Raw genomic sequence first — 17,159 nt, forward strand, 5'->3', positions numbered from 1 at the left:
ACCGGTCAACAATCGATTCGAGGGAACCACCTGGGCCGACACCGGCCTAAACTGCGCAAACAGACCAACAGGAGTGTGCACGATGAGCCGTATCGAAACCGACAGCCTGGGCCAGATCGAGGTCCCGGACGACGCATACTGGGGTGCTCAGACGCAACGCTCGCTGATCAACTTCGCCATTGGTCAGGAACGCATGCCGCTGCCGGTACTGCACGCCCTGGCCCTGATCAAGAAAGCCGCCGCGCGGGTCAACGACCGCAACGGTGATCTGCCCGCCGATATTGCCCGCTTGATCGAGCAGGCTGCCGACGAAGTCCTCGACGGCCAGCACGACGACCAGTTCCCGCTGGTGGTCTGGCAGACCGGCAGCGGCACCCAAAGCAACATGAACGTCAACGAAGTGATCGCCGGTCGCGCCAACGAACTGGCCGGCAATCCACGCGGCGGCAAGACCCCGGTCCACCCGAACGATCACGTCAATCGCTCGCAAAGCTCCAACGACTGCTTCCCCACTGCCATGAGCATCGCCACGGTCAAAGCCGTGCAAGAGCATTTGCTGCCATCGATTGCCGAGCTGTCAGGTGGCTTGGCTGAATTGGCCGCGCGGCACATGAAACTGGTGAAAACCGGCCGCACGCACATGATGGACGCGACGCCGATCACCTTCGGTCAGGAGTTGTCGGGCTTCATAGCGCAACTGGATTACGCCGAGCGCGCGATCCGCGCGGCACTGCCGGCGGTGTGTGAGCTGGCGCAGGGTGGTACCGCCGTCGGCACCGGGTTGAATTCGCCGCACGGCTTTGGCGAGGCAATCGCGGCGGAGCTCGCTGCGCTGTCCGGCCTGCCCTTCGTCACCGCGCCAAACAAATTTGCTGCGCTGGCCGGTCATGAACCGCTGACCAGTCTGTCCGGCGCACTGAAAACCCTCGCCGTGGCCCTGATGAAAATCGCCAACGACTTGCGTTTGCTTGGCTCCGGCCCACGCGCAGGTTTCGCTGAAGTGCGCTTGCCGGCCAACGAGCCGGGTAGCTCGATCATGCCCGGCAAGGTCAATCCGACCCAGTGTGAAGCGCTGTCGATGCTCGCCTGTCAGGTGCTGGGCAATGACGTGTCGATCGGCATTGCCGCGAGCCAGGGCCATTTGCAGTTGAACGTGTTCAAACCGGTGATCATCCACAACCTGCTGCAATCGATCCGCTTGCTGGGTGACGGTTGCAGCAACTTCCAGCAGCACTGCATCGCAGGACTCGAGCCGGATGCGCAGGTCATGGCCCAGCACTTGGAGCGCGGTTTGATGCTGGTGACGGCATTGAACCCGCACATCGGTTATGACAAATCGGCGGAAATCGCCAAGAAGGCTTACAGCGAAGGGCTGACCTTGCGCGAAGCGGCGCTGGAGTTGGGCTATCTGACGGATGAAGAGTTTGATGCGTGGGTGCGGCCGGAGAACATGATCGAGGCTGGCGCCAAAGGCTAGAAGCAAAAAGATCGCAGCCTTCGGCAGCTCCTACAGGGGAACGCATTCCAACTGTAGGAGCTGCCGCAGGCTGCGATCTTTTGACCTTCAAGCCATCCGCAGGCGCCGTGCCTTGAGCCCGGCAAGCAACGAAGGCCCCAACGCCACCAGCGCCGAACCCAGCACCACCAGCACCGCCCCGCCATACCCCAGCGCATTGATTTGCTCGGCATGCACGTATTCCGGCCAGATCCTGGCCGCAATCGCCACCGCCACGAATGTCACCAGCGGCGTGATCGCCAGCGTCGCACTGACACGCGAGGCCTCCCAATGTGCCAGCGCTTCGGCAAACGCGCCGTAGGCAATCAGCGTGTTCATGCAGCACGCCAGCAGCAGCCAGCCCTGCACCGGGCTCAACTCAAGCGCTTCGAGCGGATGCACCCACGGTGTCAGCAACAACGCGCAAAACAGGTAAATCACCATCATTACCTGCAGCGAATTCCACACCGTCAGCAACTGCTTCTGGCCCAGCGCGTAGAACGTCCAGACCGTCGACGCCAACAGCACCAGCAACACGCCTGCGGTGTAATCCGACAGCGACGTCAGCAACTCCGCCAGCCGCTGATTGAAAAACAGCCCGAAACCGATCAGCAATACCGCCAGACCCACGCCCTGACCGATGCTGAAGCGCTCTTTGAACACAAACAGACTGGCGATCAGCAACATGATCGGGCCCATCTGCACCACCAGTTGCGCCGTGCCGGGGCTGAGCAGGTTAAGACCCATCAGGTACAGCACATAGTTGCCGACCAGCCCGAGCACCGCCATCAGCACCAGCCAGCCGCCCTTGGGCCCGAGCACCTTGCGGCTCGGCAAGCGTTTGACCGCGGCCAGATAAATGAACAGGCAGCCGCCGGACACCAGCAGACGAAACCAGGTCACCGTGACCGGGTCCATCACCAGCAACACCTGTTTGAGTTTGATCGGCAGGATGCCCCACAGAAATGCGGTCAGCAGCGCCAGGAACAAACCGTAAACCCAGCGACCGGATGAAATGTGCATGTGAACCCCAAAGCCTGCTGACTAGAGCGCTCATTCTAGGCTTCGCGCCTGATGCAACACAGGGACAGTTAGGGTCGGGCCGCTAATGAAACTGTGCAGGTCGCAGCATTAAATTGACGCAACGCCGTTGATCGGCTGGTCAGGCGGGCCAAGTGGTTCAGGCATAAGCTCATTCGATCCAGCCCAAGCGCTGCATCAGCAGGGAGATCGATCATGTTAGGCATGCGCGCCCAAGACCCCGCCCCCGCCACGCACTTTCGCAGTGACCGAGTGTGTCGGGTCAATGGCGAACTGTTTTTCAGCACCCGGGAAAATACCCTTGAGGGGCCGTTTGACAGCCATGAGAAGGCTGAGCAGGAGATCAAGGCTTACATCGCGCGGATGCAACTTCAGGATTCCAACCGCTAATCCGAACAGGACCCTGTGTAGGAGCATTCGAGTGAAACGAGGCTGCGATCTTTCGATTCTGGCTTTATTAGAGCAAGATCAAAAGATCGCAGCGTGCCGCAACTCCTACAGGGGTGCGGTGAGTCAGCGCACCGCCTCAAACAACCCCGTCGCCCCCATCCCGCCGCCCACGCACATGGTGACGATGCCGTAACGCAAGTTACGCCGCTGCAACTCCCGCACCAGATGCCCGACCTGCCGCGACCCGGTCATGCCGAACGGGTGACCGATGGAAATCGAGCCGCCATTGACGTTGTATTTGTCGTTATCGATCTCCAGCCGATCACGGCTGTACAAGCACTGCGAGGCAAACGCCTCATTCAGTTCCCACAAATCGATGTCAGCCACCTGCAAGCCCTTGGCCTTGAGCAGTTTCGGCACCGAGAACACCGGGCCGATGCCCATCTCGTCCGGCTCGCAACCGGCCACGGTGAAACCACGGAAAAACGCTTTCGGCTTGAGCCCCAGTTGCAGCGCCTTTTCCAGGCTCATCACCAGCGTCATCGACGCGCCGTCGGACAGTTGCGAGGAGTTGCCCGCCGTCACCGAACCGTCCTCGGCGAATACTGGTTTAAGCCCGGCGAGGCTTTCATAAGTAGTGTCCGGACGGTTGCAGTCGTCACGCTCGACGACGCCATCGAGGATCTGCACCTCGCCCGTGTTCTTGTCCTCAACGCGATACTTCACCGCCATCGGCACGATTTCATCGTCGAACAAACCGGCGGCCTGGGCTTGCGCGGTGCGCAGCTGACTTTGCAGGGCGTAGCGATCCTGGACTTCACGGCTGACACCATAACGACGTGCAACCACTTCGGCGGTCTGGCCCATCGTGTAATAGATGCCCGGGGTTTGCTGCTTGAGCAGCGGGTTGATCAGGTGATCGGTGTTAACGCTTTTCATCGTCAGGCTGATCGATTCGACGCCGCCCGCGACGATGATGTCGCTGCAGCCAGAAGCGATCTGGTTGGCGGCAATCGCAATGGCCTGCAAGCCCGAGGAACAGAAACGATTGAGGGTCATGCCGGCGGTACCGGTGCCCAGACGCGAGAGCACCGCGACGTTGCGACCGATGTTGTAGCCCTGCGCGCCTTCGTTGGAGCCGGCACCGACGATGCAATCCTCGACACTGGCCGGGTCGATGTCATTGCGCTCAAGCAGCGCGTTGACGCAATGAGCCGCCATGTCATCGGGACGGGTCTGGTTGAACTTGCCGCGAAAGGATTTGGCCAGGCCGGTCCGTACGCTGTCGACGATCACCACTTCACGCATGGCATACCTCATTGCTGTTGTCGGTTGAGAGTTGACCTGAGCATAAGTCCACCCGATTACCGACCGCGACAATCATTCACCTCGCGTATGCGTGCCCATCGTTTCAGTCCTTGTGCTTTTTCGCCTTCTTGTCGGATTTCTCGAAGGCCTCTTCCAACGCAAGGTTGATCGTGCGTAACACTTTGACCCGCGCCCAGCGCTTGTCATTGGCCTCGACCAATGTCCACGGCGCGATCTCGGTGCTGGTGCGATCAACCATGTCGCCCACTGCGGTGCGATAGGCGTCCCACTTGTCGCGGTTGCGCCAGTCGTCTTCGGTAATTTTGAAACGCTTGAAGGGGATTTCCTCACGTTCCTGGAAACGCTCCATTTGCGTGTCCTTGTCGATCGCCAGCCAGAACTTGACCACGATCACTCCCGCATCGGCGAGCTGCTCTTCGAAGTCGTTGATCTCGCTATAGGCGCGCAACCAGTCAGCCGGCGGGCAGAAACCTTCGATGCGCTCCACCAAAACCCGGCCGTACCACGAACGGTCGAACACGGTGAACTTGCCCCGCGCCGGCAGATGCCGCCAGAAACGCCAAAGATACGGTTGCGCGCGCTCTTCTTCGGTCGGCGCGGCAATCGGTACGATGCTGTACTGGCGCGGATCGAGTGCCGCCGCCACCCGGCGAATCGCCCCGCCCTTACCCGCCGCATCGTTACCTTCGAACACCGCCACCAAGGCGTGGCGGCGCATGCGCTTGTCACGCATCAGCCCGGACAGCCGTGCCTGCTCGGTGATCAATTGTTCTTCGTAGTCTTTCTTGTCCAGTTGTTGGCTCAGGTCGAGGCAGTCGAGCAGGTTTAATTGATCGACCGCAGTGCCCAGCGGCGCGGCGCTGACTTCGTGAGGATGAACGTCCGGACGCTTCAGAGCCGCTTGCAAACCTTCAAGGAGAATCTTGCCCACCGCCAGACTGCGATAGTTGGCATCCACACCTTCAATAACGTGCCACGGCGCATAGTCGCGGCTGGTGCGGCGCAACACACGCTCGCCGTATTTGACGAACTTGTCGTAGGTTTGCGATTGCTGCCAGTCCAGCGGGCTGATGCGCCAGCTGTGCAGCGGATCGTCAGCGAGGGCCTTGAGCCGCGCCTTCATTTGTTTTTTGGACAGGTGAAACCAGAACTTGAAAATCAGCGCGCCTTCATCGCAGAGCATCTTTTCCAGACGCTCGGCGCCGGCGATCGCCTGATCCAGCCGCGGGTCCTTGAACAAACCATGAACCCGGCCCTGAAGCATCTGGCTGTACCAGTTGCCGAAGAAAATCCCCATCCGCCCCTTGGCCGGCAGCATCCGCCAGTAGCGCCACGCCGGTGGACGCGCCAGCTCTTCATCGGTCTGCTGGTCGAAGGTGCGCACCTCGATCAGTCGCGGGTCCATCCACTCGTTGAGCAACTTGACCGTCTCGCCCTTGCCCGCACCTTCGATGCCGTTGATCAAAACGATCACCGGGAAACGCTTTTGCTGCTGCAGTTCGAACTGGGCTTCGAGCAGTGCTTCACGCAGCGCAGGGACGGCAGCCTCGTAGGTATCTTTGTCGATGGCATGACCGATTTCAGCGGATTCAAACATAGGACGGCTCCTTCCAGAATTCAGCAAGACTAGCGGATTGGGCACGGCTACAGGGCACAAATTCCCGAGGATCACACACAGATACTTTTGTGAATAAGAAACCTGTGGCGAGGGGATTTATCCCCGATGGACTGCGCAGCAGTCCCCAAACCATTCAACCCGGTTACTTCAGTCAAACCACATGTGCCGGGTTTGGGGCCGCTTCGCAGCCCATCGGGGATAAATCCCCTCGCCACAGGGATCTCCACCACAAAAATCCTTATATCCAGTCCTGAACCATCGATTGTCCGTGAGCTGTCCACCCTGCACTTTGCCATGGATCAAGCGCCCTGCTCCTGATCGGCTAGAATGGCCGCCTTGTCGTTGCCGAGCCTGCCATGAAACCTGTATCGCCCCACGCCCAACTCGACTGGGATGACCACGGACGTCCGCGTTCGCGGGAGTTCGATGACGTGTATTTTTCCGATCAGTCGGGGCTCGATGAAACCCGTTATGTGTTCCTTGAACAGAACCGTCTGGCCGATCGTTTTGCCGCGTTGCCGGCAGGTGGACGGCTGGTCATCGGCGAAACCGGGTTCGGCACCGGGTTGAATTTTCTCTGCGCCTGGCAAGTGTTCGAACAACACGCCGTGGCGGGTGCGCAGTTGCATTTTGTCAGCGTCGAAAAGTACCCGTTGAGCCCGGCGGATCTGCACCGCGCTTTGGCGTTGTGGCCGGAACTCAAGCCGCTCGCCGATCAGTTGTTGAAGCATTACGTGGCCATTCATCAAGGCTTCCAGCGCATCACGCTGGCCAATGGTCGCGTCACCCTGACACTGCTGATCGGCGATGCCCTTGAGCAATTGCCGCAGCTCGATGCCCAGATCGATGCGTGGTTTCTCGACGGCTTCGCTCCGGCAAGAAACCCCGACATGTGGACGGCCGAACTGTTCGCCGAACTGGCACGTCTGGCGGCGCCCGGCTCGACCATCAGCACCTTCACCAGCACCGGTTGGGTGCGGCGCTTGCTCAATGCCGCCGGGTTCAAGATGAAGCGCACGCCGGGCATCGGCCACAAATGGGAAATCCTGCGGGGTGAGTTCCTCGGCTGGCCCGAAGGCGTTGCGCCGCCCGCCGCCGAGAAACCCTGGTTCGCGCGCCCGGCCCCCTTGACCGGTGCGCGGCGAGCGCTGGTGATCGGCGCCGGTCTGGCCGGCTGTGCCACGGCGGCCAGCCTCGCGTCACGCGGTTGGCAAGTGAGTGTGCTGGAGCGTCACGCGAAGGTTGCGCAAGAAGCCTCGGGCAATCCGCAGGGCGTGCTGTATTTGAAACTGTCTGCCCATGGCACGGCGCTGTCGCAACTGATCGTCAGCGGTTTCGGCTACACCCGACGCCTGCTCGAAACCCTGCAACGCGGCACCGACTGGGACAATTGCGGCGTGCTGCAACTGGCGTTCAACGCCAAGGAAGCCGAACGCCACGCGCAGTTGGCTGCAGCGTTCCCGGAAGATCTATTGCAGTGGCTCGAACAGCCCGAGGCGCAAATCCGCGCCGGTGTCGGTCTGGCCCATGGCGGTTTGTACTACCCAGAAGGTGGTTGGGTGCACCCGCCCGCGTTGTGCCAGGCACAAGCGACGCACCCGAATATCAAATTGCTCAGCCATCAGGAGGCTGTCGAACTGCGCAGGGTCGATGATCAGTGGCAAGCCTTCGACGGTGACCATCTGCTCGCCAGCGCGCCGGTCGTGGTGCTGGCCGGCGCTGCCGAGATCAAGCGTTTCGCCCAAAGTGCCGAGCTACCGCTCAAGCGCATTCGCGGTCAGATCACTCGCCTGGCGCAGACAGTGCAAAGTCAGGCGTTGGCCACCGTGGTCTGCGCCGAAGGTTACGTTGCGCCCGCGCGATTGGGCGAACACACCCTCGGTGCCAGCTTCGATTTCAATAGCGATGACCTGACCCCGACCACCGCCGAACACCAAGGCAATCTGGCGATGCTCGAAGAGATCTCAAGCGACCTCGTCGCCCGTCTGCACATAGCCGAACAGAATGTCGAAGACCTTCAGGGCCGCGCGGCTTTTCGCTGTACCAGTCCCGACTATCTGCCGATTGTCGGCCCGCTCGCCGATCGCGAAGCCTTCACTCAAGCCTATGCAGCGCTGAGCAAGGATGCCCGACAAGTGCCGGACATCCCCTGCCCCTGGCTCGACGGTTTATACGTCAACAGCGGCCACGGTTCGCGCGGGCTGATCACCGCGCCGCTGTCCGGCGAATTGCTCGCCGCCTGGCTCAACAATGAGCCGTTGCCCGTACCGCGCAGCGTCGCCGAGGCCTGTCATCCGAACCGCTTCGTGTTACGCCAGTTGATTCGTGGCAAGTAACCCTTACACATCGGTCATCGCACAGATGCCCAGATCCACCCTGCGCATCGCTTCGTCGGTCAGTTGCTTGATCACCGCATCCTCGGCTTGCTCCTGTTCGAGCTGGATGGCTTCCATCTGGTTGCGGTAGTCGGCAGAACTCAATGAACCCGCCTTTTCGTACAACTCGTTCATCCGTGGCGGGTAAGTTGCGTCGATGCTGGCGAATTTCTGGCGCTGACTACGCTTGAGGTGGTCGCGCCAAAACGCCTGTTGCATCACGAATGCCTGCAGCTGAGGCGTCAGTTCTGAGGTAATGACCGCAGTTTTCGCCGCCGCCAGATCGGCTGTTGTCACTCCGGCGAGCGCGGCATAGCGCATGTGCTGCGGCTGGTTGGGAAGGCTCAATTCATTGACCAATCCAGTGCGATAGGCGAGCCCCACCTCCAGCGGATCGACCCCGGGGTTTTTCTTGATATGCGCCAGGGCAATCTCGTCAAGTTGCGTTAGCCGAAGCAGGCCGCGCCCAAGCTCGAGCAACCGCTCAGGGTTATCCGCCGCCCGGCTGACCTCCACGACGATTTCCACATCACTGAAATTCATCGCCGCGGTGTCCGTGCAGTTGATCGGCGAAGCGGCCACGTCCATTACCTGCGCGGACAACTGCGCATCCGGCTCGGCGGCCTCAAGTACCCGCCACACACGTCGATGCATGTCCTCTTTGACCCTCTCGGAGTCGGCGGTATCGCCCAGCTCCGAGAGCAAATGGAACAAGCCATCGGCCCTTTGATCATCCTTGAATGCCGTCCAGATCCGGTTGCGTCGCTCCCATTCCTGGCCGGCCTTATCGGTGAACCACAACGAACGTGCCTGGTATTCGTCCATACGGGCAATGTCGTTCTCCAGATAGCCCATGCCGATGCCGACGTTGTTGCGATAGTCGGCCAGATGCGTCTGGCTGACGAGTGACAAGGGGTTACCGCGCAGATTGAGCGTGCGACTGAAACGCTTGCCGGTCTTGAACAACCAGTCCGGCAAGTCCTTGATTTCATTGTTACGCAGATCCACCCAGTCCAGATGCGGCAAGCGTTGCAGCCCCAAGGGCAACTCGGTGGCGTGGGTATCGTTCAGACAAAGCGTGCGCAGATCAGCCAGTTTTTCGACTTTGAGGGTCGCACCCAGCGGATTCTTGTCCAGAATCAAGGTGCGTAATGTGCGCAAGTTGCCCAACTTCGACAGGGTTTGTTCGGTCAACTTGATGCGGTTGCGCGCCAGACTCAAATGCGTGAGCCTGGGCATTTGCGACAGCACCTCCGGCATGCGGGTCAGTTGATTGCCGTCGAGTTCCAGCGACACCACCTGCTTGAATGACTTGAGGAAATACGCAAGGTCATCGCCCTGCGCCATGTTCTTCAGCGACAAATGTTCGATATGGTCAAAGTTGAGCCCTGGCGGCAGCGTGGGTAACTTACCCCCCTGTAACCCGTCAAGATTGAGTGTGCAGACAAGCCTGCCGCTTTCATTCTTCTCCATGAACAGTCGCCGGAAGCTGTCTTCGATCTGCTCTGCCATCATCGTGCGGCTCTGTTGCACCTCGCGCACGTCGCCACCCAACGCCTTGATGGCCGCGTCATCGCCGTCCCATGCCTCCAGCACGTCACGCAGTTGCTCCAGATTACGGCGCAACGTTTTCACCCGGATCGCGCGGGTCAACGGGTCGGCACCCAGGTCGTCGATGAATTCGCTGGCCTGCACCTCGCTCAAGAGCGGGTAAAGTTTTCTGACCTTGCGCAGCAACGCAAGCGGATGCAGCGACGCTGTTGCCGGCGGGTTGGCCTGCATACACACAGGCTCATTGACCCGCGGATCCAGCTTGCCGTCCGCCAATACCTGCGTGCAGGTCTCACGATTATCGAGCGCAACGTCCAGCAGTTTGCCGCGCAGCCGCGCACTGTCGGCGTCCACAGGATTGGGGAAACCGACAGCACTGCGCTGGCGTGTTGGCAGCGCCTTGAGAATGGCTGCGTACAGGCTATCAGGGCCGGGGGCAACGCGACCGAGGGATTGACCGTCACCGGCAAATGCCTCGTAGCCTTCGCCGGACTTGACCAGCGTACAAGTGTGCAAAGGTGTCGCTGCCTCGTCGCCGATGGCTTCCAGCACCGGCCCGGTCAGCGTTTTGTCGCGCACTGTCAGGCGCAGTCGCGCGTCCCAGCCACTCAGCCGAGGCAACAACTGGATTGCCAGTTTTTCATTGTCGGCGTTGGCGATCTGCGGCACGTGGAACCCGCTCAGCGCGCGATCCACCCGCACTGTGGCAATGGCCCTTTGAACCTTCTGCCCCAGGCGCAAAGGCACTCGCCCGGTCGAGCGCAAATGCACTCGCTCGATACTCGGCGCCTGATCAATCAAGCGCTGGGCATAACGCGCCGGAATGTCGGCGAATACCTGGCGCAATTTTTTCACCTCGTCAGCATCACTCTGGTCGTAGCGCTGGTACATCCGCTCGAACACCCCACGCCGATCAGCGTTGAATGTCGCCCCCAGCTTCCTGGCCAAGGCCTGTCTCTGGTTGCCGGCACTGACCTTGGCCCCAAGCAATGTTTCGACCTCTTTCGGGTACAGGCCATCGATCACCGTCTGCAATAACTGCCCCTCTTCCAGCTGTTCCTGGCCGACCACCACACTGAGGGTCTCGTCATGCGCTACGTTGGCGGGATAGGTCGCCGTGATCCCACCCTCCGCATCGGTGATTTCCAAATAACGGTCAGTGGGCCAGCCTGGCGTTTGCGGCAAACCCTGCAATTGTTCTGGCAACGGCTGGGCTGCGTGTGTTTCACCGCTCGCAAGCTCGCGGATCAACTTATCCAGCTGCCGTTCGATCCGCATGCGTTGTACGGTGTCGCGCAAGCGAGCGGACAGCGCGAGATTATCGTTGTAGGTGCGATTCAACTCGTCATGAGTGGCACCGCCGAGCCGCCGGATCACGTCCAGATCCTTGTCGCCGAACTCGCACAAACCTGGATCAATACGTTTGAGTGTGTAAGGTGCGCTGTTCCATTCTTCGGCATCTTCAGCCGGAAGGCGCCAGCCCCCTTCAACGTGTTGGTCCAGCCTGGGCGTATAGGCCTGAGTACGTGCGGGATGTTCGAGGTGCCAACGGCGGGCGGCCGCATCATATGTCCCGGAAAAGATCCGGTGATCAACACAGCCAACGCTTTTGTCTCGGACTTGATACAACTGCACGGAGTCGTCCGCCACCGTGAACCCTGGTGGCAGGCGATGCTCGTAAGCCGTGAGATCAGGCTTCCATAGACGCGATTTTCCGGCGGAGTTGAGAATCGCGGTGAACTCACTGAAAAACTCCGGGTGGGCACGAACCAGTTTGCGCCCCAATGCTCCAACCACCTTCTGCCCCGCAGCAAACACGCCCATCAGCGCAATGTTTTCCGCCACGCTTAGCAGATGTGACAGTGCCTCCTGCTGATCGCCCCGCTGCCAGTCCTCGTAACCTTCATACACTTCGCCAAGGATTTGCCCGACAGCGACGCCCATCATCAACTGCCCTACGACCGGAACGAAAAACCCCGCCACCGTCGCCACCGTCACACCCAGTTCGAGAAAGTCGAGCAGGCGCTTGCGCCGCACATCTTCATCAATCTCGGCCGTCGGTACGGCGAGTTTGCAGGCGTCGATCTGCAACTTGCCGAGGTGACTTTGCACCATGAACTCGAACAGCGGCACGGTGATTGACAACTGTTTGATGTGTCCAAGGTCTGCGGTCTTCTTGAGGGCTTTGAAGAAGTCCGCCTTGTCATCTTCGTCAATACTGTTGGCCAGATAATCCTTGTAGCTTTGCGTACGCAGACTCTGCGCCAGGTATTGCTTGAACGCGGTGAAACTCTGGTATTCGTACAAAGGTCTTTGCGGCTCTGCAGCCATGTACACCACGCACTTTTCGTCTGGGTACAACTCGAACGAGCGCTGGGAAAACACCACGACGCCCCAGATGCAACTGTCTAGGACCTCAATGCCTTGCATGATCCAGGGACGTTTCCGGTAATGCAGGGTTTTCGCCGATACCACCCCGTCCGCGGCAATCAGTCTTTGCATCATCTGCGAGCCTGCTGGCGTGATGTGCTGCCTGAGCCCGGCCAGGTGCATATCCAGGTGCAGCAGGTGTTTTTTCATTGTTGCGATGTCCCGCGTTACCGGGCTGGTGGCCACTACCTTGCCTGCAGCGTCGCTGAGGCCGAACACCTCCTGAAAATGTTCCTGGTAGCGTTTGCCCAGATCCAGTTCGCGACAGAACTTTGCAAACGACGCCGGAGTCAACCCGGCCACGCCGGCAGGCGCACTGGCCACACGCACCAGGCTGCCGACGGGGTAATCGTTGGTCTCTTCGTCTTTGCTGAAATTCTGCATCGCCGCTTGCAGCAACGTCTGCGTGGCGTGGGGGAAAGTCTGAATACCCTCCTTGTCGGTAGCGCTGGGCGGGCAGCCACACTCGGCTCCCGGCAGACTCAGCAGGTCTTTTTCAACATCAAAAACGGCTGTCCACCTGGAATTCAGCGCCTTGATCAGTTGGCTTTTGCAGAAGGTGTGCAACGGTTGCAGCTTGCTCAGTTCCTTATCGACTGCCAACTGAGCGGCGTGCAGGTCGCGGGCCGTTTGATCGAGTGCGACCAGAGTTGCGGCCGAACTTTTGAGCAGTATGTCGGGCAGGCTTTTTTGCAGCGCTTCGGCGCTGTCCAGATCGCCCGTGCTTTCCAGTAGCACGCCAAGAACTTCGTTACTCGTTGGTGGCTGAGGGTTGACCTGGTTTTGTGTAGTGAGCATCGGCAATATTCCTTTATTGCAGGTTTGAGTTACAACCATATCGATACCAGACAAAATAAAAAACATAAAACCGGATATATTTAACCAATAGCAGACCGAGCACATTTGAAAAATAATTGTGCAATACATACCTATATCAATAATTCAAAATCCCGCTGAACTCACCCGCAAAACCATTAAATAATGGCGTTATTCTTTCACAAAGAAAGCACCTAGCATGACGCTGCCTTGCGGAAACAGACTGCGGCCCGCCGGACAAGACTTTCAAAACCCGCAAACTCCGGGCAACAAACTATTGTTGTTGGCGTTTATCTATCCAGCCTACACGCGCAAGACAACTTCAACCCATTAGACGGAACAACTTACATGACACTATTCAACTGGACAATTACCAACTGCTTCCCGCCCATGGGAAATACTAGTTCCAGAAAAAACCGGTACAAAGCGCTGCTTGTGGAAGAATTCATGTCCACAAAGATGAAAAATTTCGACCCGTCACACAACACCAGGATTGATGAATACCGTACGGCACTGGAAGAAGCATTTGTGCTTCAGTGCACACTCGAAGGGTCGCTTTCTACACTCGAGACACCCGTCGTCTTCTGCAAGCGAAAGCTCCGCGAGGCATTGCGAAAAAAATCCACAGCCCGGTTCAGGCCCAAGGACAAAATCAAGCTCAAACCCAAGACCTCCACAGAGGATGCCGGACACAGCATTACCCTGCTACAGGCTGTCATGTTGAACTTTTCCGGTGCCGAAATCGCACCGGATTACTACTCTAGCGACAGCGGCGTCTCATCCAGTGCGCAGGGTTCGCCTGACGAATCTCCAAACGAGAAAATCACCGCGCAGGCATTTGCCGAACTGAGCCGCAGTCTTGATATGGGCAGCGAATACCAAAAAATGCTCAAGGACAAATTTGATACTCCAGAGGCCCGCGAAAATGCCGTGAAACTGGCCATACTCAATATGAGAGTGGCGGCATACAGCAAGTTCTTCAGCGGTGAAATCAATGAAGAAACCTGGTTAACAATAAAAAAACTGACAGACAGAAAAGTCGACATTGTTAACGGTAGCGAACTCAAGAGCGAGCCGATTGTTTTTCACGCCGTGAGCCTTTTAGACAAGTACGTGGCGAATGCCGTAGCGCTGTTAGTTCGCGGAAAAACCCCTTCGACAAGCCAATACATCATATATGTACCCGATGACAGCGGGCCTGGCTTCCATGTGTACGACACCCCGGTGGAGTATCTCTCCAAGATGGATCACCAACTAAGACACGGCACACCACTGGCCAACTTCCTGGCGTCCCGAATGAGCCTGGTCGACCAAGCAACTTTCCTGAATGAGCTAAAGACATTTGACGAAAAAAAAGACACACAGAATGAGGATGTGGATCTGGCTGAAAAAAAACTTCCTGGGGGCGGATTATCCGGCAAGGACCGGGTAGCGTTCATTCCATTAAAGGAAAAAGGCCTGTTCGCCTATATTTCCACTCTGAATCTGAATACGTTTATATCCGACAGCAAACGAATTGCCGTTCCCGTAAACGAAGTCAACCAACTCATCCATGCCGACCGTCGTGCAAATTGTCATTCACATTCACGCCCAACGGTGTCCGAAAAGATCACCTATTCCTTCCGCACACGCCAGCGGTCGGCTCCAGTGGATTCTCTGTTGAACGAACTGTTTACAGGGGTAGAGACCTGGACGATTGAAGAAAAGCAACGGCAAGTGTGCCAATTACTGGAACTGAGGAAGCTGCTTAATCAGAAGAATACGCCCTCTATCAACAGCGATATTCAAACCCGGTTCATCGATTACTTCAAAGATTTCGAGCTGGTAAAAAACTCAAGGTCTGAAAATAAAAGTCTTCTTCTACTGTGGAAACGCGACCTGTCGGGTTACCAACAATCTGCGCTTGTGGCAAATCGACTGAAAAATTCAGGCAAACCCTCTAGCAATAATGACCGGACTTTAGACCTTAACGGCAAACACTATATTTGGATCAAGGACAGTGCCTATGAGGTTCAGCACACCTCCCAAGGTTGGCGAGTTATTCACCCGCTCGATAAAAGCGCATTCAGACCGCCCGTAATGCACTCGACAACCAGCGGATGGCATTTGCCCCAGTAAGCGTAGGCCGCTCAGGCAGGCAAAACTCAAAACAGACAATCACCTGCGCCGGATGACAAACGCTTCAGGGCCTGAGTTGCGCCCAGCAGTCGCCGTACTGCCAGCCTTATAACTTATCGTTCTAAAACTCCATTTACCGGGGCGGGTCAGTTTCTGAGTACCCGCCCTTTTGGCGAGGTAGCGTTTGACCCCTCCCCAACGGAAAAACCGGTAAGGATTTTATGTGTGGATTAGCTGGCGAGTTACGTTTTGATCAACAACCTGCAGACCTTGCAGCCATTGAAAGAATCACCCACCACCTGGCCCCTCGCGGCCCTGACGCGTGGGGCTTCCATGCCCAAGGGCCGATTGCCCTGGGCCATCGTCGCCTGAAAATCATGGACCTGTCGGACGGCTCGGCGCAGCCGATGATCGACAGTCAACTGGGCTTGTCCCTGGCCTTCAACGGCGCGATCTACAACTTCCCGGAGCTACGTGCCGAACTCGAAGCGCTGGGTTACGCCTTCTATTCCGGTGGCGACACCGAAGTGTTGCTCAAGGGCTACCACGCCTGGGGCGAAGCACTGCTGCCGAAACTCAACGGCATGTTTGCCTTCGCCATTTGGGAGCGCGATGCACAGCGTCTGTTTATCGCCCGTGACCGTCTCGGCGTGAAGCCGCTGTACCTGTCGCGCACTGGCCAGCGCCTGCGTTTCGCCTCTGCACTGCCGGCGCTGCTCAAGGGTGGCGACATCAACCCGATCCTCGATCCGGTGGCGCTCAACCATTACCTGAACTTCCACGCCGTTGTACCGGCGCCGCGCACTCTGTTGGCTGGCATCGAAAAACTGCCGCCAGCGACCTGGATGCGCGTTGAAGCCGATGGCACCACCGAGCAGAAAACCTGGTGGACCCTGCCCTACGGCCCCCGCGAAGACGAGAAAAACCTCAACCTCGAAGACTGGGTCGACCGCGTGCTCGACAGCACCCGCGAAGCCGTGGCGATTCGTCAACGTGCGGCGGTGGATGTCGGTGTGTTGCTGTCCGGTGGTGTCGATTCGAGCATGCTCGTCGGTCTGTTGCGTGAAGTCGGTGTGGAGAACCTGTCGACCTTTTCCATCGGTTTTCAGGATGCCGGTGGCGAGCGCGGTGACGAGTTCCAGTATTCCGACCTGATCGCCAAACACTACGGCACCCAGCATCACCAACTGCGCATCGACGAGAAAGAGATCATCGAGCAACTGCCCGCCGCGTTCCGCGCGATGAGCGAACCGATGGTCAGCCACGACTGCATCGCCTTCTATCTGCTATCCCGCGAAGTGGCCAAACACTGCAAAGTTGTGCAGAGCGGTCAGGGTGCCGATGAGTTGTTCGCCGGTTACCACTGGTATCCGCAGGTCGATGGCGCAGCCGATCCGTATGCGGCGTATCGCAATGCATTTTTCGACCGCAGCTACGACGACTACGCCGCCACTGTGCAACCGAAATGGCTGACCGCCAATGACGCTGCCGGCGACTTCGTCAAAGAGCATTTCGCCCAACCCGGTGCTGACGCCGCAGTGGACAAAGCCCTGCGCCTGGACAGCACGGTGATGCTGGTCGATGACCCGGTCAAACGTGTCGACAACATGACCATGGCTTGGGGTCTGGAAGCGCGCACGCCGTTCCTCGACTATCGACTGGTTGAACTCTCGGCCCGTGTGCCCGGCAAATTCAAGCTGCCCGATGGCGGCAAGCAAGTGCTGAAGGAAGCTGCGCGACGAGTCATTCCAAGTGAAGTGATCGACCGCAAGAAAGGCTACTTCCCGGTGCCCGGCCTCAAGCATTTGCAAGGCGACACATTGAGTTGGGTGCGCGAATTGCTGCTCGATCCAAGTCAGGATCGCGGCCTGTTCAACCCGGCCATGCTCGACAAATTGCTGACTGACCCGCAAGGCCAACTGACCCCATTGCGCGGCTCGAAGCTGTGGCAACTGGCAGCCCTGAACCTGTGGCTCAGTGAACAAGGAATCTGATT

9 protein-coding genes are annotated in these 17,159 nt (G+C 58.4%); 5 read left to right on the forward strand and 4 right to left on the reverse strand.

The features are described from left to right. Positions 1-82: 82 nt before the first annotated feature. The gene (locus tag ACA061_RS19010; protein ID WP_150603285.1) at positions 83-1,477 is read left to right on the forward strand and encodes a class II fumarate hydratase; all 1,395 of its coding nucleotides are present in this window, start codon (positions 83-85) and stop codon (positions 1,475-1,477) included. Between the two features lie 87 nt (positions 1,478-1,564). Here ACA061_RS19010 and ACA061_RS19015 read toward each other — a convergent pair whose 3' ends face one another. After that, complete coding sequence (locus tag ACA061_RS19015) at positions 1,565-2,518, reverse strand: DMT family transporter (RefSeq protein ID WP_150603284.1); 954 nt, start codon at positions 2,516-2,518, stop codon at positions 1,565-1,567. Positions 2,519-2,731: 213 nt separating this feature from the next. Between ACA061_RS19015 and ACA061_RS19020 the strand changes: the two genes are divergently transcribed. Next, positions 2,732-2,926, forward strand: coding sequence for a DUF6316 family protein (locus ACA061_RS19020; protein WP_042560379.1), 195 nt, complete (start codon positions 2,732-2,734; stop codon positions 2,924-2,926). A 123-nt stretch (positions 2,927-3,049) separates the two neighbouring features. Here the strand turns inward: ACA061_RS19020 and ACA061_RS19025 are convergent, their stop codons facing one another. Both ACA061_RS19025 and pap read right to left on the reverse strand, forming a co-directional pair. Next, positions 3,050-4,234, reverse strand: a complete 1,185-nt coding sequence (locus ACA061_RS19025) for a thiolase family protein (protein WP_497299834.1) — start codon at positions 4,232-4,234, stop codon at positions 3,050-3,052. Between the two features lie 103 nt (positions 4,235-4,337). Then, the gene (gene pap / locus ACA061_RS19030; protein ID WP_497299835.1) at positions 4,338-5,852 is read right to left on the reverse strand and encodes a polyphosphate:AMP phosphotransferase; all 1,515 of its coding nucleotides are present in this window, start codon (positions 5,850-5,852) and stop codon (positions 4,338-4,340) included. 377 nt (positions 5,853-6,229) lie between these two features. Here pap and mnmC point away from each other — a divergent pair, with 377 nt between their 5' ends. After that, the gene (gene mnmC, locus ACA061_RS19035) at positions 6,230-8,209 is read left to right on the forward strand and encodes a bifunctional tRNA (5-methylaminomethyl-2-thiouridine)(34)-methyltransferase MnmC2/FAD-dependent 5-carboxymethylaminomethyl-2-thiouridine(34) oxidoreductase MnmC1 (protein ID WP_497299836.1); all 1,980 of its coding nucleotides are present in this window, start codon (positions 6,230-6,232) and stop codon (positions 8,207-8,209) included. A gap of 3 nt (positions 8,210-8,212) precedes the next feature. Here mnmC and ACA061_RS19040 read toward each other — a convergent pair whose 3' ends face one another. After that, positions 8,213-13,027 carry an NEL-type E3 ubiquitin ligase domain-containing protein gene (locus tag ACA061_RS19040; RefSeq protein ID WP_497299837.1) on the reverse strand — a complete coding sequence of 1,605 codons (4,815 nt, stop codon included), beginning with the start codon at positions 13,025-13,027 and terminating at the stop codon, positions 8,213-8,215. 366 nt (positions 13,028-13,393) lie between these two features. Here ACA061_RS19040 and ACA061_RS19045 point away from each other — a divergent pair, with 366 nt between their 5' ends. After that, a complete protein-coding gene (locus ACA061_RS19045) occupies positions 13,394-15,163 on the forward strand; it encodes a dermonecrotic toxin domain-containing protein (RefSeq protein WP_497299838.1) in 1,770 nt (589 codons plus the stop codon). 221 nt (positions 15,164-15,384) lie between these two features. Next, positions 15,385-17,157, forward strand: a complete 1,773-nt coding sequence (locus ACA061_RS19050) for an N-acetylglutaminylglutamine amidotransferase (RefSeq protein WP_150605429.1) — start codon at positions 15,385-15,387, stop codon at positions 17,155-17,157. Positions 17,158-17,159 lie beyond the last annotated feature (2 nt).

The sequence above is a fragment of the Pseudomonas sp. LBUM1668 genome, assembly GCF_059695715.1.